This is a genomic window from Paenibacillus sp. RC21, assembly GCF_044907935.1.
GTDB lineage: Bacteria > Bacillota > Bacilli > Paenibacillales > Paenibacillaceae > Paenibacillus > Paenibacillus terrae_A.
Map to the genome: position 1 here is coordinate 39,709 of NZ_JBIYCS010000007.1, position 26,637 is coordinate 66,345.

25 protein-coding genes are annotated in these 26,637 nt (G+C 44.6%); 14 read left to right on the forward strand and 11 right to left on the reverse strand.

From position 1 onward, the window contains the following. Positions 1 to 5: 5 nt before the first annotated feature. The 6 genes from ABIA61_RS20415 to ABIA61_RS20440 all read left to right on the forward strand — a co-directional run bounded on the left by ABIA61_RS20415 (position 6) and on the right by ABIA61_RS20440 (position 6,171). Positions 6 to 983 (forward strand): ABC transporter ATP-binding protein, encoded by a 978-nt coding sequence (locus ABIA61_RS20415; RefSeq protein WP_044644590.1) that lies wholly within the window; start codon positions 6 to 8, stop codon positions 981 to 983. After that, on the forward strand, positions 980 to 1,984 hold the full coding sequence (locus ABIA61_RS20420) for an ABC transporter ATP-binding protein (RefSeq protein WP_283653412.1): 1,005 nt from the start codon (positions 980 to 982) through the stop codon (positions 1,982 to 1,984). The genes ABIA61_RS20415 and ABIA61_RS20420 overlap by 4 nt, the downstream gene beginning before the upstream one ends. Positions 1,985 to 2,029: 45 nt before the next feature. Then, positions 2,030 to 4,054, forward strand: a complete 2,025-nt coding sequence (locus ABIA61_RS20425) for a S9 family peptidase (RefSeq protein WP_404581185.1) — start codon at positions 2,030 to 2,032, stop codon at positions 4,052 to 4,054. Further along, complete coding sequence (locus ABIA61_RS20430; RefSeq protein WP_283653410.1) at positions 4,047 to 4,511, forward strand: hypothetical protein; 465 nt, start codon at positions 4,047 to 4,049, stop codon at positions 4,509 to 4,511. The genes ABIA61_RS20425 and ABIA61_RS20430 overlap by 8 nt, the downstream gene beginning before the upstream one ends. A gap of 207 nt (positions 4,512 to 4,718) precedes the next feature. Beyond that, entirely contained in the window at positions 4,719 to 5,141 is a 423-nt protein-coding gene (locus ABIA61_RS20435; protein WP_044644586.1) for a MarR family winged helix-turn-helix transcriptional regulator, read from the forward strand. Next, positions 5,134 to 6,171: a threonine aldolase family protein gene (locus ABIA61_RS20440; protein WP_283653409.1), complete on the forward strand. Its 1,038-nt coding sequence runs from the start codon at positions 5,134 to 5,136 to the stop codon at positions 6,169 to 6,171. Before ABIA61_RS20435 ends, ABIA61_RS20440 begins: the two co-directional genes overlap by 8 nt. A 228-nt stretch (positions 6,172 to 6,399) precedes the next feature. On the opposite strand, the gene ABIA61_RS20445 is transcribed toward ABIA61_RS20440, so the two are convergent. Continuing rightward, positions 6,400 to 7,239 (reverse strand): helix-turn-helix domain-containing protein, encoded by an 840-nt coding sequence (locus ABIA61_RS20445; RefSeq protein WP_404520736.1) that lies wholly within the window; start codon positions 7,237 to 7,239, stop codon positions 6,400 to 6,402. 231 nt (positions 7,240 to 7,470) lie between these two features. On the opposite strand from ABIA61_RS20445, the gene ABIA61_RS20450 reads away from it, so the two are divergent. Together ABIA61_RS20450 and ABIA61_RS20455 are read left to right on the forward strand one after the other, a co-directional pair. Further along, positions 7,471 to 10,836, forward strand: coding sequence for a pectinesterase family protein (locus tag ABIA61_RS20450; protein WP_404581186.1), 3,366 nt, complete (start codon positions 7,471 to 7,473; stop codon positions 10,834 to 10,836). 275 nt (positions 10,837 to 11,111) lie between these two features. Then, entirely contained in the window at positions 11,112 to 12,329 is a 1,218-nt protein-coding gene (locus ABIA61_RS20455; RefSeq protein WP_404581187.1) for a macrolide family glycosyltransferase, read from the forward strand. A 176-nt stretch (positions 12,330 to 12,505) separates the two neighbouring features. Here the strand turns inward: ABIA61_RS20455 and ABIA61_RS20460 are convergent, their stop codons facing one another. Further along, positions 12,506 to 13,732, reverse strand: coding sequence for a sugar efflux transporter (locus ABIA61_RS20460; RefSeq protein WP_404520807.1), 1,227 nt, complete (start codon positions 13,730 to 13,732; stop codon positions 12,506 to 12,508). 17 nt (positions 13,733 to 13,749) lie between these two features. After that, entirely contained in the window at positions 13,750 to 14,304 is a 555-nt protein-coding gene (locus ABIA61_RS20465; protein ID WP_404581188.1) for a helix-turn-helix domain-containing protein, read from the reverse strand. 112 nt (positions 14,305 to 14,416) lie between these two features. Between ABIA61_RS20465 and ABIA61_RS20470 the strand changes: the two genes are divergently transcribed. After that, positions 14,417 to 15,001 carry a LysE family transporter gene (locus ABIA61_RS20470; RefSeq protein WP_283653403.1) on the forward strand — a complete coding sequence of 195 codons (585 nt, stop codon included), beginning with the start codon at positions 14,417 to 14,419 and terminating at the stop codon, positions 14,999 to 15,001. A gap of 108 nt (positions 15,002 to 15,109) precedes the next feature. On the opposite strand, the gene ABIA61_RS20475 is transcribed toward ABIA61_RS20470, so the two are convergent. Continuing rightward, positions 15,110 to 15,496, reverse strand: a complete 387-nt coding sequence (locus tag ABIA61_RS20475) for a winged helix-turn-helix transcriptional regulator (RefSeq protein ID WP_283653402.1) — start codon at positions 15,494 to 15,496, stop codon at positions 15,110 to 15,112. 164 nt (positions 15,497 to 15,660) lie between these two features. Between ABIA61_RS20475 and ABIA61_RS20480 the strand changes: the two genes are divergently transcribed. Continuing rightward, complete coding sequence (locus tag ABIA61_RS20480; RefSeq protein ID WP_044644578.1) at positions 15,661 to 16,221, forward strand: NAD(P)H oxidoreductase; 561 nt, start codon at positions 15,661 to 15,663, stop codon at positions 16,219 to 16,221. 89 nt (positions 16,222 to 16,310) lie between these two features. On the opposite strand, the gene ABIA61_RS20485 is transcribed toward ABIA61_RS20480, so the two are convergent. The 4 genes from ABIA61_RS20485 to ABIA61_RS20500 all read right to left on the reverse strand — a co-directional run bounded on the left by ABIA61_RS20485 (position 16,311) and on the right by ABIA61_RS20500 (position 20,806). Beyond that, positions 16,311 to 17,561 (reverse strand): ABC transporter permease, encoded by a 1,251-nt coding sequence (locus tag ABIA61_RS20485; protein WP_283653401.1) that lies wholly within the window; start codon positions 17,559 to 17,561, stop codon positions 16,311 to 16,313. After that, positions 17,545 to 18,864 carry an HlyD family secretion protein gene (locus tag ABIA61_RS20490; RefSeq protein WP_404581189.1) on the reverse strand — a complete coding sequence of 440 codons (1,320 nt, stop codon included), beginning with the start codon at positions 18,862 to 18,864 and terminating at the stop codon, positions 17,545 to 17,547. The genes ABIA61_RS20485 and ABIA61_RS20490 overlap by 17 nt, the downstream gene beginning before the upstream one ends. A gap of 133 nt (positions 18,865 to 18,997) precedes the next feature. Next, positions 18,998 to 19,528: a MarR family winged helix-turn-helix transcriptional regulator gene (locus ABIA61_RS20495; protein WP_283653399.1), complete on the reverse strand. Its 531-nt coding sequence runs from the start codon at positions 19,526 to 19,528 to the stop codon at positions 18,998 to 19,000. A gap of 117 nt (positions 19,529 to 19,645) precedes the next feature. Beyond that, a complete protein-coding gene (locus ABIA61_RS20500; protein ID WP_283653398.1) occupies positions 19,646 to 20,806 on the reverse strand; it encodes an MFS transporter in 1,161 nt (386 codons plus the stop codon). Positions 20,807 to 20,923: 117 nt separating this feature from the next. Between ABIA61_RS20500 and ABIA61_RS20505 the strand changes: the two genes are divergently transcribed. Continuing rightward, entirely contained in the window at positions 20,924 to 21,799 is an 876-nt protein-coding gene (locus tag ABIA61_RS20505; protein WP_404581190.1) for a LysR substrate-binding domain-containing protein, read from the forward strand. Between the two features lie 22 nt (positions 21,800 to 21,821). Beyond that, positions 21,822 to 22,997 carry an alanyl-tRNA editing protein gene (locus ABIA61_RS20510; RefSeq protein WP_404581191.1) on the forward strand — a complete coding sequence of 392 codons (1,176 nt, stop codon included), beginning with the start codon at positions 21,822 to 21,824 and terminating at the stop codon, positions 22,995 to 22,997. Between the two features lie 7 nt (positions 22,998 to 23,004). Here ABIA61_RS20510 and ABIA61_RS20515 read toward each other — a convergent pair whose 3' ends face one another. After that, the gene (locus tag ABIA61_RS20515) at positions 23,005 to 23,709 is read right to left on the reverse strand and encodes a YoaK family protein (RefSeq protein WP_404581192.1); all 705 of its coding nucleotides are present in this window, start codon (positions 23,707 to 23,709) and stop codon (positions 23,005 to 23,007) included. Positions 23,710 to 23,824: 115 nt separating this feature from the next. Between ABIA61_RS20515 and ABIA61_RS20520 the strand changes: the two genes are divergently transcribed. Then, on the forward strand, positions 23,825 to 24,901 hold the full coding sequence (locus ABIA61_RS20520; RefSeq protein ID WP_404581193.1) for a DUF1835 domain-containing protein: 1,077 nt from the start codon (positions 23,825 to 23,827) through the stop codon (positions 24,899 to 24,901). Between the two features lie 36 nt (positions 24,902 to 24,937). On the opposite strand, the gene ABIA61_RS20525 is transcribed toward ABIA61_RS20520, so the two are convergent. After that, positions 24,938 to 25,456, reverse strand: coding sequence for a DJ-1/PfpI family protein (locus ABIA61_RS20525; RefSeq protein ID WP_404581194.1), 519 nt, complete (start codon positions 25,454 to 25,456; stop codon positions 24,938 to 24,940). Between the two features lie 160 nt (positions 25,457 to 25,616). Here ABIA61_RS20525 and ABIA61_RS20530 point away from each other — a divergent pair, with 160 nt between their 5' ends. After that, positions 25,617 to 26,000 carry a winged helix-turn-helix transcriptional regulator gene (locus tag ABIA61_RS20530; RefSeq protein ID WP_404520744.1) on the forward strand — a complete coding sequence of 128 codons (384 nt, stop codon included), beginning with the start codon at positions 25,617 to 25,619 and terminating at the stop codon, positions 25,998 to 26,000. A 125-nt stretch (positions 26,001 to 26,125) separates the two neighbouring features. Here ABIA61_RS20530 and ABIA61_RS20535 read toward each other — a convergent pair whose 3' ends face one another. Then, the gene (locus tag ABIA61_RS20535; protein WP_069290443.1) at positions 26,126 to 26,461 is read right to left on the reverse strand and encodes a winged helix-turn-helix transcriptional regulator; all 336 of its coding nucleotides are present in this window, start codon (positions 26,459 to 26,461) and stop codon (positions 26,126 to 26,128) included. Positions 26,462 to 26,637 lie beyond the last annotated feature (176 nt).

Below are 26,637 nucleotides of genomic sequence, written 5' to 3' on the forward strand. Positions count from 1 at the left end.
AAAAGATGACCACGAAATTGCTTGAAGTGAACCATTTGAAAACCTACTTTAAAACGGAGGATGGCATCGTTCCTTCGGTCAACGGTGTCAGCTTCACTGTGAATCCAGGCGAAACGGTGGCTATTGTTGGAGAGTCCGGTTCCGGTAAAAGTGTAACCTCCTTGTCTATTATGGGTTTAGTGGCTGCGCCGGGTAAAGTCGTGGGCGGGGAGATTCTGCTTGAAGGCCGAGACTTACTCAAACTGTCCAAGGGGGAAATGCGAAAATATCGGGGGAACGAGGTATCCATGATTTTTCAGGAGCCGATGAGTTCGCTGAATCCGGTATTTACGATTGGTAACCAAATCAGTGAGGTCATCCGGCAGCACCAGAAGCTGAGCAAATCGGAGGCACGGCAGAAAAGTATTGAGATGCTAGAACGGGTAGGCATACCTGGTGCATCGAAAGTGGTAAGTTACTTTCCGCATCAGCTGTCTGGAGGAATGCGTCAGCGGGTGATGATCGCCATGGCCTTGGCCTGTCAGCCTAAACTGCTGATCGCTGATGAACCGACGACGGCACTGGACGTTACGATTCAGGCTCAAATTTTGAATTTAATCCACAAGCTGAGCAAGGAAGAGAATACAGGCATCATTCTCATTACCCACGATTTAGGTGTCGTCGCGGAAATGGCGGACCGGGTGGTCGTGATGTATGCCGGGGAAGTGGTCGAGGAAGCGGACGTATTTGATTTGTTTGAAAAGCCGGGTCATCCTTATACGATTGGTTTGCTAGGATCACTCCCCAAGCTTACTGAACAGAGAGAATGGCTGGATTCCATTCCCGGTACCGTTCCTAATATGATGCAGATGCCGAGCGGCTGTCCATTTCATCCCCGCTGTCCTTATGCCCAGGAACAGTGCACCAAGATTCATCCTGAAATACAAGCAAAGGATCAAGGACACTATGTCAGATGTTTGCGGATGGAGGAGGTGTCAGTATGAATGAGACAGCACAGGGAATACCGCTTCTCGAAGTGAATGGGCTTAAAAAATATTATCCTATGAAAAAGGGCTGGTTTTCCCAAAAAAGCGGTTATGTACGGGCGGTTGATGGATTGAGCTTTAAGGTGATGCCTGGCGAAACCTTAGGTATTGTAGGTGAATCGGGTTGCGGCAAATCAACAACGGGACAAATGATTACACAACTGCTGGAACCCACGGAAGGCGAAATTCGTTTTCAAGGGCAAAGCCTGTCTGATTTAACGGACGAAGAAGTCCGCAAAGTCAGACGAGATTTACAGTTTGTATTTCAAGATCCGTACTCTTCTTTAAATCCGAGGATGAAGGTCTTTGATATCGTCGCCGAACCGCTTCAGATACACGGGATTGCTAAAGGGAAAGAGCTTAAAGCTGAAGTTTTTCGACTGTTGCAGACGGTAGGATTAGGTGCTCATTTAGCAGATCGGCATCCCCATGAATTCAGTGGTGGACAGCGGCAGCGGATCGGCATAGCGAGAGCGCTTGCCATGAAACCGAAGCTCATTGTTTGCGATGAACCTGTATCTGCGCTGGATGTGTCGATTCAGGCTCAGATTTTAAATTTGTTAAAAGAGCTTCAGCAGCAGTTCCAGCTTACCTACATTTTCATCGCTCACGGTCTGCCCTCCGTCAAGCATATTAGCGATCGCATCGCAGTGATGTACTTGGGAAAAATCGTGGAGCTTGCAGATCGTGATGAGTTGTTTGCACAGCCACAGCATCCGTATACAAAAGCGCTGCTTGAGGCAGTGCCCGTTCCAGATCCGAGGCTGCGTAAAGAACGGATAACACTGACGGGTGAGATCCCCAATCCCGCTAATCCGCCTTCAGGCTGTACTTTTCACACGCGTTGCCCATATGCACAAGAGGTATGCCGCCAACAGAGTCCACTGCTCGAAGAGCATGCTCCAGGGCATATTGCGGCCTGCCATTTTCCCCTGCATAAGCAGATGGCTTATGAATAGATAAACCTTTGGAAGTAGGATTTAACCGAAAAAGGAGGGCTACTCATGAATAAACGACAGATTGCACCGGAGGATTTATACGGATATCAGTGGGTCAGTGATCCGGCAATAAGCCCCGATGGAACGATTGCCTACGTCCACAAAAGCATAGATCGTTCAAAGAATGACTACCATACGCACATCTGTGTCGTATCGCTTTTTGGGGCTGACGATAAGCCGTTGACCGATGGCAATAAGGATTCAGCTCCTGCTTGGTCACCCGATGGATCACAGCTTGCTTTTTTACGTGTGGTGAATGGAAGCAAGCAGCTATGGATGGTTCCGGCTGATGGTGGAGAGGGACAGCGACTGACCGAGGTGAAGCGTGGAGTGGGTGCATTCGTCTGGTCGCCGGACGGGAAGTATATTGTATTTACAAGTATGGTTAGTATAAACGCCGAGCGAGAAGCCATGGCGCTTGAGGAATATAGCAAGCAGTCTGGTGAGCGGGGGCGTATCGTGGATCGCACCACTCCCAAAGCTGAGGGATCGGGCTGGTGGAACGGTCTATTTAGTCATTTATTTGTCCTGGAGCTTGAAAACGGCCGGGTAACCCGAATAACCTCGGGACCTTGCAATGCTTCTTACCCTGTATGGTCCATAGACAGCAAGCGGATTTCGTTTTTGTCCAAACGTGTAGAAGACGACAAGCTGGATGCAGACCTGTTTTCGTTTTCGGATGTGTATACGGTCGATTGCGACGGCAGTCATCTGGTGAAGGTTACGGATTCCAGCTTGGCGATCAGCCAATTTTCGTATGCACCGGACGGCAAAACATTGACTCTGATCGCCAGCGATCGTATTTATGGCAGTGGTAGCCAGAATCGACTGTATACCGTGCCTGTTACGGGGGGAGCCTCGGAACTATTGTTTCCTGAATTGGACATGCAAATCGGCAACTTCGCTTTAAGCGATATGAAATCCTTTGGTCCGTCTCTATCTCCATTATATGCTCCTGCGCGGTTGAGGACAGAAATGTATGTGCTCGGGACAGTGCAGGGTGCTGTTCATATATACCGCATCACAATGGACGGGAATGTTCAAGCGGTGACTGGCGGAAGTGATAGAGATATCTATCAGTACACGCTATCTGCTGATGGTCGCTATCTGGTTTTCGCTGCACTTGATGCGGACCGGCCTGGAGAGCTGTATCAAATGAATCTGGAGACAGGGGAAGAGAAGCGGCTCACACGCCATAACGACGATTACATGGCCTCCTTGCAGGTGAGTGTACCGGAGTCTTTTTGGTTCGAGGCTTCGGATGGATTCAAGGTACAAGGATGGATCTTCAAACCGACTGGACTGGGCCCTGGAGAACGGGTTCCTTTGATTTTACAAATTCATGGGGGACCCCATGCAATGTATACCGGCGCGTATAGCCATGAGATGCAGACACTCCTTGCACAGGGATATGCTGTGCTGATGACCAATCCACGCGGTAGCTTCGGTTATGGTCAGGATTTTGCACAAGCCTGTCGGGGAGACTTTGGAGGAGGAGATTATCAGGATGTACTGAACGCCTTGGACTTTGCGCTGAACCAGTTTGATTATATAGACGAAACCCGGCTCGGCGTGGCTGGCGGCAGCTATGGAGGCTTGATGACCAACTGGATCATTTCTCACACGAACCGATTCCGCGCCGCCGTTACGCAGCGATGCATCTCCAATTGGCTATCCTTCTATGGTTTGAGTGATATCGGTATTTCCTACACGGAGGGTATCGTTGGGACTAACCCGTGGGAAGATCCTGAGCTGCTCTGGTCCAAGTCCCCACTGGCACATGTAAATAACATCGAAACTCCGCTGCTGATTTTACACGGTGAGGAAGACCTGCGTTGCCCGGTTGGACAAGGGGATGAGTTATATACAGCCCTGAAGCGGCTGGGCAAAACAACACGCCTCATTCGCTATCCCGGGTCCAATCATTCTTTGCTGAAGAGTGGTAAACCATCTCTACGTGTAGATAACTTTGAGCAAGTGGTGTCCTGGTTTAATTCCTACTTGAGTAAAGGAGTTGACTCCGATGAGTAAAGTGCAATTGTCGATTCCGGTTGCCTTGCTGATCGAGAACTTGCGTACAAGTGGTGAACCGAAAGACGTCATCATTGAGTGTATCAAAAAACAGGAATTTTCTCCTTTGCTCGGCAAAGTTAAAGAAAAAACAATGGATTTCAAAGAACGTTGTCAAACGGCAGAAGACATAGGGGACGAGTGGGAAGAAGCGATCCGCAGCGGGTATGAATTTAAGTTTTTACACATCAATGGGCTGAAAAGGCTGCTTTATTTTCGTTTTGATCGAACCATAGATCAGGATTATAAGCAGGATGGAATCATGTTGAAGGGTCTGCACCTTGATCCTATCGAAATTGATACCTTGCAAGGGCTGATTGGCAGGCAGTGGCAGGTGATAAAGGAAGAAAATGAAGTAGGCAGTGTGCAGAAGCCCGTAAGTATTAAGCTTTTATATCGAAATGATGATAGCTTTTAAAGGGAAGATCAGTTACCATAGCTGCGCCCAACAGTCCTGATGAGCATTTTTGATCGGGACTGTTTTTTATTTTATGGGCTAATTAATAAACTGAATTGCATCATATTTCGTTGACAGAGTCCACAAAAATCATTAATATAATTGTTGCATAAGTCCACTAAATAGGGGGAGTTATAAATCAATATAGATGCTAAGGTCATCGCAGATATGAGACATTTCAATCGATTTTATACCAATATACTTGGATTATTAGATAGACATGTGCTGGATAGCGGGTATTCCTTTACCGAGGCACGGGTCATTGTAGAGATCGGTATGATCGAGCCATGTATAGCCAATACGTTAGTCGATTCTCTTAAAATTGATCGCAGTTATATGAGTAGAATCATTGCTAAACTTTGCAAAGAGGGCTTCCTTGTTAAGGAAAATTCTTCGGTGGATAATAGAACAAATCTGATTCGTTTGACGCCTAAAGGAAAAGCGTTTTATCACCAACTGGATGAAAGATCTGACGAACAAGTCATAAAATTAGTTCAAGGTCTATCAGAAGAAGAGATTAAAGAATTACATACTTCTATGGTGTTCATTCAGAACAAACTAGAGAAATTGGAGAGAATACAAAATGATTAGATTTGAATGCGACTATACCGAAGGTGCCCATGAGCGTATATTAAAGCGACTTTTGGAGACGAATGATGAACAAACCCCAGGCTATGGTGTGGACGAGCACTGTGAAAGAGCCAGAGCTTATATTAAAAAAGCATGTGACTCCGAAAATGCGGACGTACACTTTTTAGTTGGAGGTACACAGACCAATACAACGGTGATCTCTTCTATTTTGCGTCCGCATCAAGGTGTTATTGCTGCAAATTCTGGACATATTGCTGTACATGAGACTGGCGCGATTGAAGCTACTGGACATAAAGTACTTCCTTTGCCAAGTGATGATGGGAAAATCCGGGCCGAACAGGTAAAAGAGCTGTATGACGCTCACTGGAATGATGGCACTTTTGAGCATATGGTACAGCCTGGTATGGTTTATATTTCTCAGCCTACCGAGAATGGTACGCTTTATACTAAATCCGAGCTGGAAGCGTTAAGTCAAGTCTGCCGGGAATGTGGCTTACCCTTGTTTATCGATGGCGCTCGCTTAGGGTATGGTCTGGTTGCAGTGGACAACGATGTATCTTTAGCAGATATAGCGAAGCTATGTGATGTATTTTATGTCGGCGGTACAAAAATTGGAGCACTGATGGGAGAAGCAGTAGTCATTATCAATGATGCTTTGAAAAAAGATTTTCGATACATGATCAAGCAAAAAGGGGGGCTGCTGGCGAAGGGACGAATGTTGGGTATACAGTTTGAAACTTTATTTGAAGATGGTTTATACTATGAAATTTCCAAGCACGCTATAGATATGGCCATGTTGATTCAAACTTCGTTAACGAAACAAGGAGTTCAATTTCTATATCATTCTACAACGAATCAGCAGTTCCCGATTTTACCAGATCGTATCTTAAAAGCATTGAGCGAAAAATATACCTTTTCCTTTTGGGAAAAAGTTGATGCTACACATAGTGCCGTTCGATTTTGTACCAGTTGGGCTACGAAGAAAGACAATGTTGAAATGCTGATTCAGGATATCAAAGCATTGCAGTAAATTTAATGTGAAAATCAGTTCATAGAATCCTAAAGATGTAGAATGACTATGTAATAGGCCATACCTCGTTGCATGTATTGCAGCGAAGTATGGTTTTTTTGTTGTGTATTTTACTTAATCCAAAGCGGTTTGTCTTCAGTTCCATGAAAGAGCAAGCGGATATAAAAATGGAAAAACAAGACAAGAGCAGATGTATAAAATTTACCTCTGATTCTTTACACTGAATATCTAACGAATCTGCTTGCGGTACTGAAGAGGGGAGAGCCCGGTTATTTTTTTGAAGATTTTATTAAAATGGGAAGCATGGCCGAATCCCACATCCTCTGCAATATGCTGAATTTTGTCTTTGGTGGTTCGCAGTCTCGTTTGGGCTGCCCTGACCCTCACCACGCGGATGTATTCGCTGAAATGAAAGCCGGTCAATTTTGGAAAGATGCGGCTTAGGTAAGCTGGACTAATGAAGTAGTAGGCAGCCACCTGTTCAAGGGTTAATGGTTCAGGGTAATGGTCCTGAATAAAAGAGGAAATTTCCGTTATTTTCTGATGCATCGGATGAGAGGAAACAGGCTCACTTCGTTCAACCGCTTCCGATCGGTGCACCAGGATAAGCAATTCCAGCAGTAAATGCTGTACGCAACGGTCATGCAGGGGCTGCTGATTTCGACATTCGGTATTCATTTGCAGGAACAATCTTTCAACTTCGATCTGCTCTCTAACCGGTAGGCGCAGTAGTGCAGATTGCTGATACGGCGGCAGGTTAAGAATGTCACGATCCTGCTGTGGAAGGAACGTCGGTGAAAAATGAATCAAAATGCGCTCCGTTTCCTCCAATTGTGAACTGGCGGTAGAGTGCAAATCATGAGGGAGGATAAATATCAGATCACCCTTGCGGGCGATGTATACTTTACCGTTCATAAAGTAGATGCGTTCGCCTCTTAGTAAATAGTACAGCTCGTAGCTATCGTGGACATGAGGTTTTGGCATAACTGTGAATCCGGTACGGTAGATGTGATGAATGGAGAATTGCTGTTCCCCAATGACATATTTGTCGTCGTTCGTTTCCGTCATGTGCTTCTTCCTTTACAAGTTAAGATAAGTAAGCGCATTCATATATCAACAGTATATATGACACCTGCCAACGGTAAAAGCAGAAAAGATGGATGAACCAAGCAGTTGCGAGTAGAAATGTGAACAGTTTATTACAACAAGAAAGTCGGAGAATTCGTCTGTTCGCCAAGGAAAGGAGGTGAAAAACACTGCTGGCTGGTTTGAAAGAAAATTTGAGGGGAGGAAATAGATTTGAACAAGCAGCGTACATGGAAAAAGGTGTTATGTAATGTGGTTGTGGGTTCATTGTTGTTGACCTTATGTCCACCACTGATCCAAGCGGAAGCTGGTGTGGGGAGTCAGGCGGTGGTTGGGACAGAGATGGCAAAGGTGGCAAAAGTCGCGACGGATATTCCGGCGTTCCCCGGTGCTGAGGGTGGCGGTAAATATGTTACTGGCGGGCGTGGAGGGGAAATATACGAGGTTACCACGCTGGCGGACTACGGCAAAGATGAACAGACCATACCTGGTTCGCTTCGCGCAGCGGTCAGTTCCGGTAACCGGACGGTAGTTTTTCGGGTTGGTGGAACTATTCATCTCAAGGAGCCGCTCAAAATCAATGGGAGTAACCTGACGATTGCTGGTCAGACAGCTCCTGGCGACGGAATTACTGTAAGCGATTACACAACCGGAATTGATGCGGATAATGTGATTCTTCGTTACCTGCGTTTCCGATTAACTGACCGTTACCCCAGTGAGGATGACGCGTTAGGAGCCAGATACCATAAAAACATTATGATTGATCACTGTTCCTTTAGCTGGTCGGTGGATGAGGTGCTGAGCCTGTATGACAACGTAAATACGACCGTACAGTGGTCCATTGCCTCCGAGAGTATGCTTATGACTACACATCAAAAGGGACGCCATGGCTACGGCGGCATTTGGGGCGGACGCAACGCCACCTATCATCATAATTTGTTGGCTCACAATGCAAGCCGTAATCCGCGTTTTCCAACGGATAAAAGAGAAATTGACGCAGTGGAAATGACCAATAATGTAATTTATAACTGGGGATTTTTCTCTTCATACGGCGGTGGTGAAGGATCGTATAATGTGCTGAATAACTATTATAAATCTGGTCCCAGCACATATCGGGATGTTCGCAGTCAAATCTTTGTAGACGTGGGTAGTAAAAAATATAAAACACGCATGTTCATTGGCGGTAACTACATGTACGGCAACGAATCGGTTACCCAAGATAACTGGCAGCTTGGAACATCCATTGGGTCGATTATAGACCCTTCCACCCGGCTGGCGGAGCCGATTGAAGTCAGAGGGGAATACGACAACGGAATTTCCCCCGATGCGTATGGTCCCTACCAAGCGACAGATGCACAGACGGCATATGCAGAGGTGCTTGCAGGCTCGGGAGCCACGCTGCCAAGAAGAGATGCAGTGGACGCCCGTATTATGAATGACGTGAAGAATGGAACGGGTGCGTTTATCAACTCCCCGCGTGAAGCTGGATGGATTTATGATGATGATAACGTAACTATGACAGGGCTTTCCGACAGCGATCACGATGGAATGCCGGATGAGTGGGAACGTGCCAGCGGGCTGGACCCTTATAATGCCAACGACCGTAATGGTCAGACGCTTGCCGGCTCAGGGGCGTATGCTCATTTTGCCAAGGGCTACACCAATTTGGAGGTCTATTTAAATGATCTGATCGAGAAGCTGTCGGATGGAAACGAGGTAGATAATCCGGAGGCCGTCGTTCAGGTGTCTGACGAAAGCGGCCGTTCATTGAAGCATAACGATATTTTGGAGGCAGGCCGTAATGCCAGATTAACAGCAACGGCCAAGGACAAAGATGGTATTGCGCATGTTGCATTTATCATTGACGGTGTACTTGCTGGCAAGGTCAACACTGCGCCTTATCGTCTCGATTGGAACCAGGTAACGGACGGTACCCATTATATTGTTGCACGGGTGACCGGCCGCAAGGGGACTGCTGCATTTTCCAATCCTGTTGCCATTCATGTCAACACGACTGCATCATCGGGAAGCTGGCTGAGTGAAGACATTGGCTCTGAGGGCCTCAGCGGTTATATCAAAGGACATACTCAAGTATTAAAGGCTGACGAGAATGGAAGCAGCATACGGCTGAAGTCGGCGGGAGACATTGACGGCAAGGCTGACTTTTTCCATTATGCTTATCAGAAATGGGAGGGAGACGCTGAAATTACAGCCCGTGTGGAGAAGATTACCCCGGTGGATGATAATGCCGAAGCGGGTGTCATGATTCGTGAATCGCTGGAGCCTGGATCGAAAATGGCTTATATGGCTTTAGCATTTGTTAAATATGGTAAACAGGGTATTCTCATCAGTCGTGATCAAACGGATGGCAATACGAAACGTGCGTCCATGGAGACGTTTATAACAACGCCATATTCGGTTCGTCTTGTACGACAAGGACAAAAGATTACCGGCTGGGTATCCACAGATGGTCTGACGAACTGGGAGAAAGTTGGTGAAACCGTTATGAATTTGCCGGATAATCAACCGCTATTGTTCGGGCTAGCTACCGATGCATCCAAACAACAAAACGATGTATGGAATTACAATACGTCGGAATTCAGAAATGTTACGATCCGCAAGCTGGCAGAAACAGCGGTGGCTTCCGCTAAAACAGAACAAGAAGCTGCTGCCCGTGAGGTGAATAGCGTTGTTGTAGCGACCTATGGCCCTGCCAGCTTTACATCTCTACAGGCAGCTATTGATGCAGTCCCTGACAACAGTAACACCAGGACAGTTATTCGCCTCAAAAATGGTACCTATCGTGAAAAAATAAAAGTGAATTCCTCCAAAAAAAATCTGAGCATTATTGGAGAGGATAGGGAGAAAACGATTATCTCCTTTAACGATACGGCCAAAACTGTGGTGGACGGAAAAGAATTAGGAACAAGCAACAGCTATACGATGCGTGTGCAAAGTCCAGATTTTATACTGGAGAATGTGACGGTTGCGAATACAGAAGGGACCGGGCAGGTGCAGGCCGTGGCGTTATATGCGGAAGGTGATCGTGGACAGTATCGCAATGTCAAAATTACAGGACTACAGGATACATTGCTTGTGAATCGTGGCAGACAGTATTTTAAGGACAGCTATATCAGCGGCAGCGTCGATTTTATTTTTGGCAATTCACCTGCCGTATTTGAAAATTCGGTGATACACAGCTTGCGTGCCGGATATGTAACAGCAGCTTCAACTGAAGAGAATATGCCGGGCTTGGTATTTATTCAATGTCGTCTGACAGCCGAAAATGGGTTGACAGGCAAGGTAGATCTTGGACGGCCATGGCGCCCTTACGCCCATGTTGCTTATCTAAAATCTTACATGGATAACCATATCAAGCCGGGCGGCTGGAACAATTGGGGAAAGGTATCCAATGAGCAGACCGCAAGATTCGTAGAGTTTGATAATGATGGACCAGGTGCAGCGAGTGCCGGACGTGTACCTTGGGCTAAGCAGCTTACTGCTGACGAAGCCAGTCAGTACACCGTTAAAGCCGTTTTGGGCGGGGTAGATCATTGGAATCCACAGTTGAATAAATAAATCGGCTTCTTCCAAATGTGATGTTCAATAGATAAGCGGGGTGTGCGCTTCAAGCGTTCACCTCGCTTATTGGTGTGGTGTGCAAGTAATTTTGAATTCGGAAAATACATAACTTTAAAATTGAATACATTTGTTTTTATGGAAAATATTCTATATATTAAGTGTGAGATGTATTTTTTTAATAGAAAAAAACTACATCTTGTATGTTGTTCGTAGTTCATCATGAAAATACACCCATTTATTTCTAGTAAATTTATTATGTCGGAGGTGTAGGGATGGCACGTGTGTTGGTAGTGATCACGCCTGCTGAAGGCCATGTTAATCCGTCATTAGGATTAGTTAAGCAGCTGGTCGACAGTGGTGAGGAAGTGGATTATGTATGTACGGAGGAATTTCGTACGAGAATTCAGCCAACGGGAGCAAAACTGATAACCTATCCTTTTGTTGATGATGCTTTTTCCAAAGACGCTGATTTAAAGCCAGCGGAGTACAAACATCATTATCAATTTGTGTACATGATGGTTAAAGGTATGATTCAGCCGATCATTCCAGAGGTTTTGAGAGTTATAGAGAACAGGACCTATGATTATTTAATCTATGACTCTTTGATGGGCTGGGGAGGTAAGATTATAGCAGAGAAGCTGGAAATACCTGCAATATGCTCTATCGCTTCTTTTGCTTTCGTAGAACCTTTGGGGTCTGGCCAAGGCATGGATGAAAATGATCCAGAGGTAAAAAAGCTGTATACGGCCACGATGAAAGTAACGCATCAATTAGCTCATGAGCTTCAGGTTGCCATCCCGGCTATGGATGAGATCGCTCCACATGCCGGGCGCTTGAAAATTGTTTATACAAGCCGTTATTTTCAACCGCAAGCTGAAAAGTTGGATAACAGTTATATTTTTACAGGTCCTTCTATTGTACCACGTAAAGATGCGCCCTCTTTCCCATTCGAACAACTTCGTGCTCTGCATCCACAGACGGTTTACATCTCAATGGGAACCATTTTGAATAAAGACCTGGAGTTTTATAAGCTTTGCTTTGCAGCATTTCACGATTTACCTGTGCAGTTTGTACTTTCATCAGGCAAATATACAGATATGGAGCTATTGGCCGATTGTATCCCTGACAATTTTATTGTCAAGCCCTATATTCCACAACTGGAAATGCTGCAGCATGTAGACGCATTTATTACACATGCGGGGATGAACAGCACAAGCGAAGCCTTGTATTACAATGTGCCTCTGGTTATGGTTCCCATGACATCAGACCAGCCTATCGTGGCCAATCGGGTGCAAGAGCTGGGGGCGGGTATTGCTGTGAATAAAAATGAGCTTTCACCCGCGAGTTTAAAAGCTGCCTTATTAGAGGTTTTGAATCATTCAACCTATAAGCAGCAGGCCCATGTGATTGGTGAATCATTACGTCAGGCTGGCAGGTATAGACATGCGGCAGATACAATTAGGAGTCATTTCTCCACAATAGAAAAATAATATGACAGTAAAGAAATCATTTTTATTCAGGGGAGACTATAGCGAATCATCCATTAAGCTAGTGGGGCACAGATCGCTCCATAAAACAGCGGCAGTTTGGGCTTTATTTTTTCGTCCAAGGTTGCCGCTGCTTCTTTTTAATGAGGTCCAGTCTACTACTTTTCAATGAAACGGTTCTATAGACTGTGTTCCTTTTGTTTTAAAGCAACCGTTTTTGCAATATCTAATTTTTTTGATATCGCTAGAAGGCAGATGGAGCAGAGGATCAGGAACAAACATACCCAATAGGAGTTCCGATAGCCAATCCATTGAGCGGTTAATCCACCCGCTAAGCTGCCTACCAGTCTTCCAATGGTTGTCGCATTGGAGTACAGCGTCGATGCATAACCAGGAAGAGAAGGCAACAAATCCTGCATGTAACTGATGCCAATGGCCGATATCACTGCAACAAAGAAGGCCAGAAGAAGCTGCCCCACTAATAACTGCCACATTTCTGTAGACATAATGACGAGAATGTAATAGGCAACCCCTGTTAAAGAACCCAGAAATACAAGCAGGCGGTTGGAATATTTAGCGGCAAATACACCTAACATGATCATTAAAGGTATTTCCAATATTGCACAAATGCTGGATACTAAAGCAACGTCATTCGTGTCCCCTTTTAAGTTGTGAATGATAAACAATGAAATATTTAAACTGTTCATCCAGTGTGCCACATAGAGCAAAGTGAGAACTGAGAACGGTATCAGAATCTCAATATTTTTATGCAATGTAATGTTATGAAGTGAAAGTTGAGCCTTACTTTTGAGTTGAGCAGGGGGCTGCTTAATAAAACAGAATAGTAGAACTGCGATAAGTACAAAAATGGAGGTCGTACCCATAAAGATACCTTGAAAACCCGTATGTGCAATCAAGAAGGAGCCCAATAGAGGCCCAGTGATAAACCCAAGAGAAAACATAGAACGAAGTGTTGAATTGGCAAAGGCATGATCAGCTGATTTACTGCGATCTACCGCTTCACGTGCACTAGCAAATAACTGTGGCATTCCAGGTGCTCCCACTGCTGTGAAGACAGTCATATATACAAAAAGTACATAAAAATTTTGAATGACAAGATATCCTGCAAATGCTACGGCATTAAATAACATACAAATAACCAAAATTTGTTTACGATCCAATCCAGTATCAGAACGTTTGGCAATAAGAGAGCTTATCCATATACCACAAATCAAAGTCACAGCTGTAAAAACACCAAAGGTTCCAACAGATACGCCTAGTGTAGTTGTGAAATATACAGCCAAAAAAGGTGCACTTATCGATATCGCCATACCTTGCAATAACATACAGATCATGAATAGCGGGTAGTTACGGATAAAGAAAAGATTTTTAATACGCATTATCATACCCATTTTACACTCCTTTAAATTGGATAGTATATAACCATACTTAACCGAGTTAATGTTTCACCTGAATTATGATAGGTATGGGGTCTGTCCGCTTTGAATCGGATGGAATCCCCACTTTTTACTGTATATTCAAGGTCATTTACACGAATAGTTAATTCTCCATCAAAAACAGTCAAGAACTCCTCCGTTCCCTCTCCGTGAGAATCAGCACTTAGGAAGCCCTTTTGTTCTATCTCGATTGAATAAACTTCAAAGCGTCTATTATCTTCGAAGGGGAAGTGGGGATAGACTCGATATTTTCCGTTGTCTTCCGTTAATATTTGAATTTCACTTCCTAAAACCACTTTTGTATCTGACTGCGGATTATTTATTAATGAAGAAAAAGAAATTTTTAATCCATTCGCTATTTTCCAAATCGTTGTAATCGTAGGGCTGGATTCGCCTCTTTCAATTTGACCGATCATCGTTTTGCTTACTCCAGTGAGTTCTGCAACTCTTTCAAGACTTAATTTCTTATTTTCTCTAAAGGCTTTTAAGTTTTTGGCAATGATCAGATTGATGGTTTCCATAAATACCTCCTGCACCTGTGTACAATATAACGTCTGTATTGTACAATAAAACGTAAAACGTTATATTGTTCTTTTTGTACATTATAGCATACATCGAAGAGGGGGTTCCAAAGTGCCTTTATTATCATTTTTGCTATATGTTTTTGTTACCAGTTTTACGCCAGGCCCCAATAACATTATGGCCATGCTCTTTGCTAATAAATTCGGGCTTAAAAAGACAATTCGATTTTGTTCAGGAGTAGGTGCAGGTTTCTTTGTAATCATGTTATTGAGTAGTTATTTTAATCTTTTACTTGAAAATTTCATTCCCAAAATTCAATTTGTGATGACGATCCTGGGTGCAGCCTATATGCTATATCTGGCTGTAAAAATAATTATGAGTAAAGATAGTGGTAAAGATAATGATGAGGGCAAGAATAACAGTTTTCTAACAGGTATGCTTTTGCAATTTATCAATCCGAAAGGAATTTTATATGGTATCACTGCTATATCAACCTTCATCCTTCCATATCACCATTCAAATTTCAGCTTGATATTGTATTCGTTATTTCTAGCTTTTGTTGGTTTTATGAGTACATTCTGTTGGAGTGTGTTTGGCTCCGTTTTTCAAAAGTTCTTATCAAAATATAGAAGTCAGTTTAATATAATAATGGCTTTGTTATTAGTATATAGTGCAATTTCGATTCTTGTAGAATGACGACATGCAAGTAATACAAACAGCGCCTTTGAAGGACCCTTCATTGGGACTGTTTGTATTTTGGTGGATAGCAGATGAAGCGATGGCGAAAAGGCCGTTCAGTCTGCTTTACTTTTTTTCTACACAAGGCTCTTCCACAGAAAATTCCTCCAGCACCGTTGTTTTATCACCATAAACCCTGTCTAAGTGTTCTTCCCCCCATAAGCAAAAACGATCAAGCAGATCTTTAAAGTTCCTTCCGTATTCACTAAGCTCATACTCTACTTTGGGTGGAACCTGGTTATAGATAATTCGGTGGATGATCTCGTCCTTTTCCAGCTCTCTAAGCTGTTGGGTAAGCACTTTTTGGGTGATTTTTGGAATGAGTTGACGGAGTTCATATGTACGTTTTCTGCCGTTGGTTAAATGATACAGGATGGTGGCTTTCCATTTCCCGCCGATGACCTCGAAGGTCGCTTCAATACCGTGCATATATGTTTTGGTATTATCTTTCATTTGCTTTTCTCCTCTCGGATCTGTAGTGCAAAAAAAGCACTAAGGAACCTTAAAGTACCTACGGTACATTGAAGTGCGTACTTCACACTTTCATATATATCAACCATAATAGCATCTGTAGACAGGGTACACCAATCACGAGGAGAAAGAAGGTTACGGATAACATGAAAGTTCTATTGGTCGTTACGCATCCTAGAGAAGATTCACTTACCCTTGCAGCCATGAATCGTTTTGTAGAGGGATTGAAGGAGAATAAGCACGAGGTAGATATTTTGGACTTGTATCGGGATGGGTTTAATCCGGTATATAGCGCGGCAGATGAGCTGGATTGGAATACGCCTCATAAACAATATGCTCCTGAAACACGGAGAGAGATGGACAGAATTGCTGCTGCGGATGCTCTGGTCTTTGTATTTCCTCTATGGTGGTACAGTGTTCCTTCCATGCTAAAAGGGTACCTGGATAAAGTGTGGAACATAGGTTTACTTGAGGAGTTCAAGACAAAACAGGTCTTGTGGCTGTGCTTGGCGGGAGGAACGAAAGAACATTTGATCAAGTATGAATACCACGATATAGTTACTAATTATTTGAACAAAGTGATTGCTGTCTACGCGAGAGTAAGAGAGTCCAGGGTTGAGTTCTTCTACGATACCTTGTCCGAATCGAAAGAATACATTGAAGGTCTGCTGGAGCACGCCTATCAATTAGGTCGAGCATATAAGTAAACTTGAAAGAGCTATCCCAAAGCACCTTCAAAACCACTTTTATAGTGATTTCAAAGGTGCTTTTTATTTTAAGTATGAATTGGGGATAGCTACCCTTTTATTGGATCGTGTATAGGCGCTGGAGCTCCTCCTTGAACAGAGATCCCGCCGCCAGGCGTGCTAGTTGGACCAGCGGAATGAGCTGCCCCCATTCCAGGAGCATCGCCTGTAGCATTTTTGGCCAGCTTTTGCTTTTCCCACAGCGCTCTGGCTATGACCAGCATGGAGAGTACACCGACATATAGCAACAGTGATCCAAGTTCGGGAAGCATTTCTTGTAAAGGCGCACCACGAAGTCCCATCGTGCGCACAAATTTGTACAGCCATGCAAATGGGAAGAAATCACCGATTTGGATTGCTAAAGGCGGAAACAACGATCTTGAGAGAACGGCTCCCGAGAGAACAAAAGCAGGCATGAGTATAATAACCATTCTGCCGATGGCTACTCCCGGATGTGCAGCGCCCCAAGCAACCAGGATATTGATACAAACTGTACCGAATACATACAGAACAACCGGAATGATAAAGAGAACCGGATTGGCCTCGAATCGGCTGCCCCCAAACATTTTAAGTACTCCGAGAGAGAAGATTAAACCTGCCGTCGAAAACAGCGTGTAAGGAAGAATACGCAGTAATATGTTGAACGGATTTTGAAGTTCTGCAGCCAGCCTTCTGGAAACCCTTAGTCTGGCTATAAGAGGTAAGCTGTTAATATTAAGCATCATAAAAGAGAACATACAGGTAAATGCAAGCACTGTTGTATTCTGATAATCATTCGTTGGATTAAAGAGGGAGCGTACCTCAAGAGCGATGCCATTTAATGCTCCCTGGGTCTGTTCCGCGTTCATTCCGGTTTTCATGATAGCTGGAACGGACAGTCCCATATTCTCGGATACGCTAATTTCCTGCATGGCCGTGCGGATCAAAGTAATAGATTGGACATTAGTGTTATCCAGAATCAGCCCCACACGACTGGAAAGGGAGCGATTGTGATTGGCCTCCAAACCCTTCGGCAGAGAAATAACAGCCAAATATTTCTCGTGATAAAAATATTGTTCAGGGTTGTCAGTGTATGAAACAACCTCAGCCACGTTCATATTAGGGGAGGCATCTATTTTCTGGATGAACTCACGGCTATAGGCTGTGTTATCCTGATCCACCACGACTACGTTAGCTTCGTTAATTTGGCTGCTTGGGAGTAGCAGTGAATATCCCAGCACTGCAATCAGCGGGAAAATGATAGCTATGATCGGATACTTGGAATGAACCAGGTACGTCCATTCATCACGAAGAGATTTCATCAGTATTCACCTCAACTGTCATACCCGGTAGCAAAGTAGACTCTTTTGGTACATATACACGTACTTGGAATGTAGCGGTATCCGCCTCACCTTTTTCACGAGACATTTTTACATTAGCGAATTGTGGTGCAGATGTAACATAGCGTACAACACCTTGCAAATCCTTATTTAGAGCCGAGATGTGGGTTTTAACTTCTTTATTGGCTTTAAATTTCCCCACTTGATCTTCGTTCACGTAGAGATCGTAATATAACTCGTTGGTTTCTAAAGTAATAACGGGAGCCCCTTGTCCCACATTTTCGCCCACTTTGGTACTGATAGCAGTGATCTTGCCATCCTGCGGTGCTTTCAACACCAGACGTTCTTTTTTGAGTAATAGCGTTTTAAGCTGAACTTCCTGGGTTTCCTTTTGCTGTTGTAGAAGATCAACGGCCAGCTTCTGATCTGCTAGCTGTTGACGACTTTGCTGAATGGTTTCCAGTTGTGTTTTGGAACGATCCACGGACAATTGGGCACCACGAATTTCTTCCGCTGCTTGTTTTACAGCAACAGATGCTTGTGTCGTTTGCTCTTTGGCTTGCATTCGTTCTTCCGCGGTTGCGCCATTGAGCAGCTTTTGCAGAGACTCTTGTTGCTGACTCAACTGATTTTTAGCTAAAGTCAATGATGAATCGGCATCATCCAATGCAGCTTTGGATACACTGCCTGCATCATATAGTGCTTTGTTACGATTATAGTTAGTTTGGGCCGTCTGAACGCTTTTGGTTGCGGAGGCTACTGCAATTCGCTGTTGCTGGACATCCTCATGCCGAGCACCATCATTGACGTGCTTTTCCGCTGCCGTGGCTTGACGCTCAGCGGCTTCTGCCCGCTGCAATGCTGCTTGACTCTTGCTTTGAGTTACTTGAGATTGTGCAATATCGAGCTGTGCCTGCTTTTCCTGAGTTGCAGCTCGTGCATAACCTAAGTCAATTGATTTTTGCTGTTGGCTGATCTGTGTATTGAACTGGGCAATTTGCGTTCGTAGTTGCTCCATTTGCAAATCTACATCTTTGGCGTCCAGCGTCATAAGGATAGTACCTTTTTTTACGGGAGTTTCCTCTTTTACTGGAATGCTGAGGACTTTTCCACCTACTTGTTCAAAGGATACATGAATGCTGTCCGAATTCAGGGTTGTACCTTTAACAGATCGTGAAGCATTGACTTGGTCTTGTCCGTTGGTTTGAAGGAGAAAACCTCCGCCGATCAGACAGGCAATAGAAATTAGAGGAATAATGAGACTGGTGATTTGTGTGCGATTCATTGAGTAAATACGCTCCTTTAAGTTAATCAATTGGCTTAGGCATGGAGATAGAATAAATAATAGGGTATGTAGATATTATTTATTTTAAAATTAAAAAGTAACCCGGCTAACTAAAGCATAAATTTTAGAGTTATTATGGTTTCGCTTTTTTATATATTTCTTGTGCTTGGGGAATGCCGAGTTCTATTTTTTGCAGTAACGTCAGCAATAACTCTTTTTCATCGGTGGATAGGTGGCTCATCAGCTTGGAGGTGCTTGTAAAATGTACAGGCAGCAGCCGCTCCATCAATGCTGTCCCTTGATCAGTCAGTTTAACGATGCTCATACGACGGTCAGAAGGGTGACTTTGTCTAATGACAAAACCATCGCGCTCTAAGCGGTCAATGAGTCCGGTAACAGTAGGTTTGCTTATTCCCACTTTCTCCGCAAGCTCTGTAGCCATCAGTCCTATGTTCATGTTTCGGTACAAGAGAATTAATATTGAAAATTTTCCATGAGATATACCGAATTGTTCAAAGCCCTCAAAGCTAACTTTAAAAGTACTGGAGGATACGCGCATAAAGAATAGCATGGCTTCTGTGGCTTTGATATCAATCTCGGGAATACGCTTGGAAAATTCTTGAAGTGTTTCACGAGTGGGCAAATCCCGTAAATCAAAATCCATAGGGTTCTCCTTTCGACTGGAAGTTATTACAATTCGGAATTTTGTTAGCTGGCTAATCATAATACAATAATATTTAAATTACAAGCTAAATTTTGATGAAATCTTTGTTTACGGAGTTTATAAATTCTTATCGGAAAGCGAACGTTTATCTTTGTTCCCTATCTTTAAGCCCACCAAAATCATCGTACATATGATCATAGCCAGTATGAACAAGGTTGGCATAAACGTCTGAAAAAGGTCGAGGCTCAGCCCGATCAAGGCAGGTCCCAGAGAGCCTAGCAAATATCCTCCAAATTGCATCATTGCAGACCATGAGGTAGCTTCTTCTGTATGCGCTGCTTCTTCGATTGGAATGAGTAGTGCTAAAGGAAACAATCCACCAGCTCCAATGCCCAGGAAAATAGCAGCCACCCAAGGAGAAGAGTGTGTCATCAACAGGACAATGCCGATCAATTCAGATAGACCACATAGAAGCAGCCATGTTGTTCTGTTTCCTGATTTACCGGCAAGAAGAGGGATGAAGAAGCTTACCGGGATTTGAATCAGGGTAAATAGGGTAAGCACCATACCGGACTGAGCATGGTCTAAACCCGCAGCTTGCGCGATGGGGGCCAACCAAGCAGTCACAGCGTAAAAAATACCCGCCATACAGCCAAAAAATAAAGTAAATAAATGTACCCGTTTATTCCTGATCGAGAAAGACGAACTCCGCAGGTTTTTTGCAGGAACTTCTCTTTTTTGGAGCAGGGGGAGAAGGAGTAGCACAGCGGGAACCGCTAAAATGCTCCAGAAGCTCAGAGCGTGCTGCCAAGAGTCCATTTGTCGGAAAAGTGGCACAGAAAAGCTGGATGCAACGGCTGCTCCGATTACCATGGAAACGGAATAAAGCCCGGTTAACCCTGGTTTCTCGGGAAAATATTTTTTGATAAACCCCGCAACCAAGGGGCCTGCGATTCCGATACCTATTCCAGAGAATATAGCGGTAGCGAGCAGGAAGGAAGTATGATGAACGAACATGCGCAGGAACGTGGCTATGAGGATCAACAGCATGGCTGCAAGCAAAGATCTTTCAACGCCTAAGCGATGCTGGAGCCAGATAGATGACAGAGAGAAGAGGCCCATACAGAAAATAGGCAGCGCCGTAATTAAACTGGCGGTCACCCCGCTTAATCCCAAATGAGCTTGAATGATATCCAGTAAAGGCCCGACGGACGTAATGGAGGGTCTTAAATTTAAGGAGATAAAAAATATAATCAGGATAAGATACACCAAACGCATACAAAACGCCTCTTTTCTTTAACGTTGAATTCATTGTAGATTTCGCTCTATAATAGATCAATACTATTTATTCTATATAAACAATAGTTATAAACTATGATTTGGAGGCGAGATTCTATGGAAATACGGCAATTGCAATATTTTCTTCGATTGTGCAAAGAGCTGCATTTTTCTGAGGCCGCCTACAAGCTGGGAATTTCGCAACCCACGCTGAGCCAGCAAATACGGGTATTAGAGGATGAGGTAGGGGTCCCTTTGTTCGACCGTATTGGCAAGAAAACCGTAAAGACGGAAGCAGGCGAGCTTCTGGAGCACTACGCTTCACAAGTCATTCAGCAATTGGAAAATGCAAAAAACGCCATATCTGATCTGACCCATCTCCATACCGGTCATTTGCGTGTTGCGGTTCTGCCCTCTGACCTGGATTATCGACTGACTCCTGTACTGATCAGCTTTCACAAGGAGTTTCCTCATACGAAGGTTCAGGTCATTCCCTCGATTGATATTTACAATGAAGTGCTCGATAATAAAGTGGATATTGGAGTAGGCTTGGGGATTCATTCGGATCACCGTTTGCACCGCATCCCTTTTTATACGGAAACGCACAGCTTGTATGTAAATACAGAACATGATTTAGCAGACAAAGATATAATTGTACCGGAAGACTTGGCAAAAGTTTCTTTAGTGATGTATCCCAAAGGATTTGTCGGGCGTGATCTGGTGGATCGTTGGTGTGAAGATCAGGGGGTTTTAATCCATCCTTTGATGGAAACAGGCTCAGCAACATCTCTGTTTCAACTGGTGAAAGAAGGCATAGGAGCTACGATTCAGCCGAGCCAATTGATTGAAAGCTTCGGGTCACTAGGGATTCGCGCGATTCCGATCAAGCATGCACCTACCCGACATTTGGAAATGTTTTATCGTGTAGATAAATATGTAGGTCCAGCCGCAAAAGCCTTTATTCAAAAAATGGAGACGTTTTTTGAAAATTGAAATCCAAAGTGAGGAACCTTGAATGACGACAAAACTATACTACTCTTCTCCGACCCTTACGGAGTGGGAGACTCATATTACACGCAGCATGGAAAGAGACGGCGGATATTTTGTTATGCTGGAGGAAACGGCTTTTTATCCGCATGGAGGGGGTCAGCCATGTGATACGGGAACGATTCAGGGCGTTCCGGTGGTGGATGTTTTTCTGGAAGAGGGCGATATTTGGCATCAGGTCGAACGTTTGCCGGAGGCTGAGAAGGTGGCTTGCACGTTGGATTGGGAGCGCAGATTTGATCATATGCAGCAGCATAGTGGACAGCATTTGCTGTCGGCGATTTGTCGGGAGTTGCTGGGAGCGCAGACGGAAAGCTTTCATCTGGGACAAGAGTACGCCACGATTGATGTAAACTGTTCTGAACTGACACCTGCGCAGTTATCCGCCATCGAGCAGGAAGTGAATCGGCAAATCTATAGTAATCGCAGCATCCAAAGTTATGTTGTAACGAATGAGCAATTGAAGGACATTCCACTTGTGAAAATGCCTAAAGTAACGGAGAATATCCGCATTGTCGAGATTGAAGGTATTGAATACAATGCTTGCGGCGGTACACATGTCGGCCGAACCGGGGAAATCGGAATGATCAAATGTCTGAAATGGGAGAAGCAGAAGGGGCTGGCGAGAATCCATTTTAAATGCGGCGTTCGCGCGCTTCAGGATTTTAACGAAAGTCTTCAGATTTTGGACGTGCTGTCTGCGAAGTTTAATACCGGGCGCAAGGATATTTTGACCCGCTTTGAAAAGTGGGAGCAGGAGCACAAGCAGCTCAAGGCGGAAGTGGACATCCTGCAAGAAGAAAATACTTCGTATCAGGCAGCAGAGTTGCTTTCTGCTGTTCAGGGGAAAGTTTTGGCTCATATTTTTGAACAAAAAACCTTTCAGGAATTACAGCAAATGGCTGCCAAGCTGACATCTGAGCATGATTTACTTGTATTATTAGCCACAACAGCAGAAAACAAAATCCTTCTGACGCATAACGGCACACAGCATGTTGCCTGCGGAGCATACTTTAAAGAGCATCTGGGCGCGTTTCAGGGTAAGGGTGGCGGCAGCAACCAATCGGCTCAGGCAGCGTTCTCGTCCCGTGAAGACCTTTTGAACTTTTTTGAAACCGCCCAGCGACAGTTTATTCAGGGCTAATGCAGGATTAGTGGCTCAGGGGTAGCTTCCACTTATGTTCTTTTTCCGTAAATAAAATAAAAGAAAATATGAGTGCCACGACAGCGCCCCAGATGGCTTTATCCCCAATAGCTAACGTCAAAAAACCTCCCAGAAAAGCCCCGACCAGAAAGGTGATCAGGATGACACCGTAACGCATGGCGCGAATGGCAGCATTCGTGTCCTTGGTCGTAATGGCGATATACACCGCCTCTGTGGCAGATCTGAGGTTCCCGGTGCTGACGGTGGAAGTGTACGGCGCATCAATGAGCTTGCGGAAGGAAGTCATTTGAACGGAAGCAACGAATGAGACGATCACCGTCACCACCGTATTGGGAACCCCCTGCGGAATCAGACCCACGATGAAAAAAATGAAAATTTCCAGCAGTAGAATGGCACGGGCCCAGTCCGGTGTCAGGCGGTGGGTAGATTTTCTCTTAATCCCCTCAGCTACAAAAACACCCAGCGAAAAGGCGATCAGGGGCGGGATATGGGCTAACGCCTGACCCCAGTTTCCCTGAATGGCTTTGACAGCCAGTAATACGATATTGCCTGTCTGAGCATTGGCGAACACGCCATCTCTTCCGACAAACGTATATGTGTCCAGAAAACCCCCTACTAATGAAAGTAAAGCGCCCAGTCGTAACGATTCGGACGTTACTTGATGTAAATGGATTTTGCCTTTCATATTCACGGCATAAGCCTCCTATGCTACAACGTCGATTCCTCTAACATAGCACGACTATTCTGATTCGACAATTCCATTGGACACTGCGGCACGAAAAACAGGTGTAAAAGGAGAAAAAGTCATGGAGAATAAAGGATTTGTGGAGGCAATTCGCAGCATGACTGCGGGCGAACAAAGATTATGGCTGATAGACATCATACAAGTGACAGAAGCTGTGAAACGGAACGAAGCTTCTAAAGATGATTTGTATGAGCAAGTGTCAGAGTTATATGATTACTTGCTTGAAACTCAAAACAGACACTCATGGTGGGAGCCTGACGAGGGTGGCACGCAGGTGCATATCGTGATTGGCGATTCTTTTGCAGGGAGTATGAAAATAGCACTCAAACAACTGGGATGGGAAGATACGCATCGGGTTATTCCTTTTCGGGATAACTATGCCATCGGCCCATTGTGGCAGCTTCAGCAGGAAATGGGGCGCAGGCAACGGCGGGAATGGTTCAGAGATCATATTTATGATGAGCATGATGAGCATGATGAGGATGCTGAAAGGGATGATTTTCTGTTGCTGGAGCAGTTTGCTGCTATTCCAGCGCAGGCGGATATTACGATCTGGACGGGGAGCAATACTCCTGAGCAGGTGGGGCTTCGTTTGAGCATGTACCTGCTGAGGAATATGTCTAACGATATTCGGATTAAAAATGCGGCAGATGCTTACAGCCGCGTATTTAAACGTCCGGATGCTACAGGCCTAAGATCAGGCGAGATACCTGCCGACAAACTACAAGCTATTCTAAGTCGAGAGGACAAGGGTGTTTCTTTAACACCAGAAGAAAGAGAACGAATGGCGGAAGAATGGTGTAAGCTGGCGATGAAGCCTGAGGTGCTACGTATATGGAAGGATGGGAGCATCGTTAATGTAGAAGAAAACGATTATGATGCCTATATTTTGAGTAAGGTGAATGAGTTGCACAAGCGGCAAGTCCAGCCTGATTTTATCAAATCAGCAAGAGTGATCGGAGAAGCTATGGGGCACCTGGATCAGCAGATGGGAGATGAATTTTTCGAATATCGGCTTCGAGCCCTGATTTATGAGGGAATGCTGGAAATCAAAGGCGTTCCAGGAGCCATGAGACGTTATAGTATTAGAAAGAAAGCATCTCCAAGTCCAATAAAAAAAGGGCCTGAAAATGCTTGATCGTATTACCTGTTCTGTGGGGGGCTCGGCTCAAACCTATTGCAAGGCTTGAACGAGGGCTTCGCCAAATTCCTGTGCGCCGTCTGGACCATCAGCAGTAATGATGTCGCTATGGGCAACCACATGCTGAGTCACATATTCGACTTGATACGTCTGGAGCTGATCCTTTTGCACGTCCACCGGATAGCATGCAGCCGCTCTGCCGGAGAGCAGCCCGGTTTGGGCCACGGCTACAGAGCCAGCACAGATGCCGGACAACAGAATCTTTTGCTCATGCGTTTGTTTTAGCAGGGCTTGGAGATCCGTGTTGTTCCACAGATGATCATTCGTGCCCGATCCGCCGATTACAGCGACCACATCATAATCAGTAGGGACAGCGTCTGTGAAAACCAGATTCGCGGTCGCTTTACCGTTGTAGTCACCGATAATTTCACCTGTTTTGGTACTAGCCAGCGTAACGGTAACGCCTGCTTGCTCCAGCGCTTCCTTCGGTTTAAACAATTCATCTTCATTAAAGCGTTCCGGGGGTATAATAAAAAGAGCCTTTTTACTCATACTTCATTCCTCCTTGAATGTGAAACGATATCTATTATTGTAGAATGGCTTCGTCCGGCTGTGAAGAATGCACTTTCAAGTGCGGAGGTTACCTGCAGGTTACTATTACGGTGCAAGTACGGTGCAAGATCATGATGGAATAGAAGGAGTTAACCGATATATGTCTGATACGCTGAGAGAAGAAATACGGGAGAAGATCGTCAACGGAGACTATAACTGTGAAAAAGAACTGACCTTGTCGGTGTTAAGCGGCAAGTGGAAGGTCGTCATTTTATGGCATCTGGGTGTGGAAGGGCCGCACCGGTTCAGTGACTTGCAAAGGCTGTTTCCGAAGCTGTCTCATAAAGTACTGACCAATCAGTTGCGAGAATTGATGGAGGACGGCATTGTACATCGAGAGGTGTATCCCGAGGTGCCCCCAAAGGTAGAATATTCAATGACCGAGCTGGGGATGACGATTTTACCTATTGTAGAAATGATGTATGATTGGGGGAAAAAGCGGGTTCAGTCTATTCGCGAGGAAATGCTACGAGGCGATATATAAGTAAATCATAGGGCAATCCGTCATATGAAAAATAGAACGCCTTGCGTCATGAGTACAATTGTACTCATGACGCAAGGCGTTCTTTGGCATGTTAGCAGTCTGTGTCCGTGTTGATTTAACGCAGGTTATTGCTGCTCAATTGCTGGCAGAACTTCAATCCAGCGGGTAGCCCAAGTCCCGATATGGTCAAACAACGGCGCTAAATCGCGTCCCTTATCCGTAAGGGAGTATTCGATCCGAACCGGCTTCTCTGGATAAACCATACGTTGTATGATTCCTTCTTCCTCAAGCTCCTTCAAGCGATCGGAAAGGACCTTCCCGCTTAAATTGGGGATTGAATTCTCAATCGCGACAAATCGTTGCGGACCGTTAGTTAGTTGAAACACGATTAATACCGTCCAACGTTTGCTCAGTAGCTCCATGGCTTTTTCAAACCGTGGGCACATTTGCGGAATGTTCATGTGATCACCTCATGCTCCTATTATTAACGATCCACTGTTAAAAGTAAATGATTTTACTTTACATAAATTTATTACTTGACGAAATAGAATGATATAAATATACTTTGTTACATAAAGTAACTTGTCGGATTCGATACGGACGTATATATAGCATTTTCCATCATTCGATTCCCCAC

What these genes read in the sequence shown, in the direction of transcription:
- ABIA61_RS20500 (WP_283653398.1), bottom strand. Translation starts at nt 20,806, where the DNA reads ATGCGTTTGGTGTATCTTATCCTGATTATATTTTTTATCTCCTTAAAT.
- ABIA61_RS20505 (WP_404581190.1), top strand. Translation starts at nt 20,924, where the DNA reads ATGGAAATACGGCAATTGCAATATTTTCTTCGATTGTGCAAAGAGCTG.
- ABIA61_RS20465 (WP_404581188.1), bottom strand. Translation starts at nt 14,304, where the DNA reads ATGGAAACCATCAATCTGATCATTGCCAAAAACTTAAAAGCCTTTAGA.
- ABIA61_RS20530 (WP_404520744.1), top strand. Translation starts at nt 25,617, where the DNA reads ATGTCTGATACGCTGAGAGAAGAAATACGGGAGAAGATCGTCAACGGA.
- ABIA61_RS20435 (WP_044644586.1), top strand. Translation starts at nt 4,719, where the DNA reads ATGAGACATTTCAATCGATTTTATACCAATATACTTGGATTATTAGAT.
- ABIA61_RS20480 (WP_044644578.1), top strand. Translation starts at nt 15,661, where the DNA reads ATGAAAGTTCTATTGGTCGTTACGCATCCTAGAGAAGATTCACTTACC.
- ABIA61_RS20455 (WP_404581187.1), top strand. Translation starts at nt 11,112, where the DNA reads ATGGCACGTGTGTTGGTAGTGATCACGCCTGCTGAAGGCCATGTTAAT.
- ABIA61_RS20415 (WP_044644590.1), top strand. Translation starts at nt 6, where the DNA reads ATGACCACGAAATTGCTTGAAGTGAACCATTTGAAAACCTACTTTAAA.
- ABIA61_RS20485 (WP_283653401.1), bottom strand. Translation starts at nt 17,561, where the DNA reads ATGAAATCTCTTCGTGATGAATGGACGTACCTGGTTCATTCCAAGTAT.
- ABIA61_RS20445 (WP_404520736.1), bottom strand. Translation starts at nt 7,239, where the DNA reads ATGACGGAAACGAACGACGACAAATATGTCATTGGGGAACAGCAATTC.
- ABIA61_RS20525 (WP_404581194.1), bottom strand. Translation starts at nt 25,456, where the DNA reads ATGAGTAAAAAGGCTCTTTTTATTATACCCCCGGAACGCTTTAATGAA.
- ABIA61_RS20430 (WP_283653410.1), top strand. Translation starts at nt 4,047, where the DNA reads ATGAGTAAAGTGCAATTGTCGATTCCGGTTGCCTTGCTGATCGAGAAC.
- ABIA61_RS20440 (WP_283653409.1), top strand. Translation starts at nt 5,134, where the DNA reads ATGATTAGATTTGAATGCGACTATACCGAAGGTGCCCATGAGCGTATA.
- ABIA61_RS20425 (WP_404581185.1), top strand. Translation starts at nt 2,030, where the DNA reads ATGAATAAACGACAGATTGCACCGGAGGATTTATACGGATATCAGTGG.
- ABIA61_RS20495 (WP_283653399.1), bottom strand. Translation starts at nt 19,528, where the DNA reads ATGGATTTTGATTTACGGGATTTGCCCACTCGTGAAACACTTCAAGAA.
- ABIA61_RS20520 (WP_404581193.1), top strand. Translation starts at nt 23,825, where the DNA reads ATGGAGAATAAAGGATTTGTGGAGGCAATTCGCAGCATGACTGCGGGC.
- ABIA61_RS20475 (WP_283653402.1), bottom strand. Translation starts at nt 15,496, where the DNA reads ATGAAAGATAATACCAAAACATATATGCACGGTATTGAAGCGACCTTC.
- ABIA61_RS20535 (WP_069290443.1), bottom strand. Translation starts at nt 26,461, where the DNA reads ATGAACATTCCGCAAATGTGCCCACGGTTTGAAAAAGCCATGGAGCTA.
- ABIA61_RS20510 (WP_404581191.1), top strand. Translation starts at nt 21,822, where the DNA reads ATGACGACAAAACTATACTACTCTTCTCCGACCCTTACGGAGTGGGAG.
- ABIA61_RS20490 (WP_404581189.1), bottom strand. Translation starts at nt 18,864, where the DNA reads ATGAATCGCACACAAATCACCAGTCTCATTATTCCTCTAATTTCTATT.
- ABIA61_RS20420 (WP_283653412.1), top strand. Translation starts at nt 980, where the DNA reads ATGAATGAGACAGCACAGGGAATACCGCTTCTCGAAGTGAATGGGCTT.
- ABIA61_RS20460 (WP_404520807.1), bottom strand. Translation starts at nt 13,732, where the DNA reads ATGATAATGCGTATTAAAAATCTTTTCTTTATCCGTAACTACCCGCTA.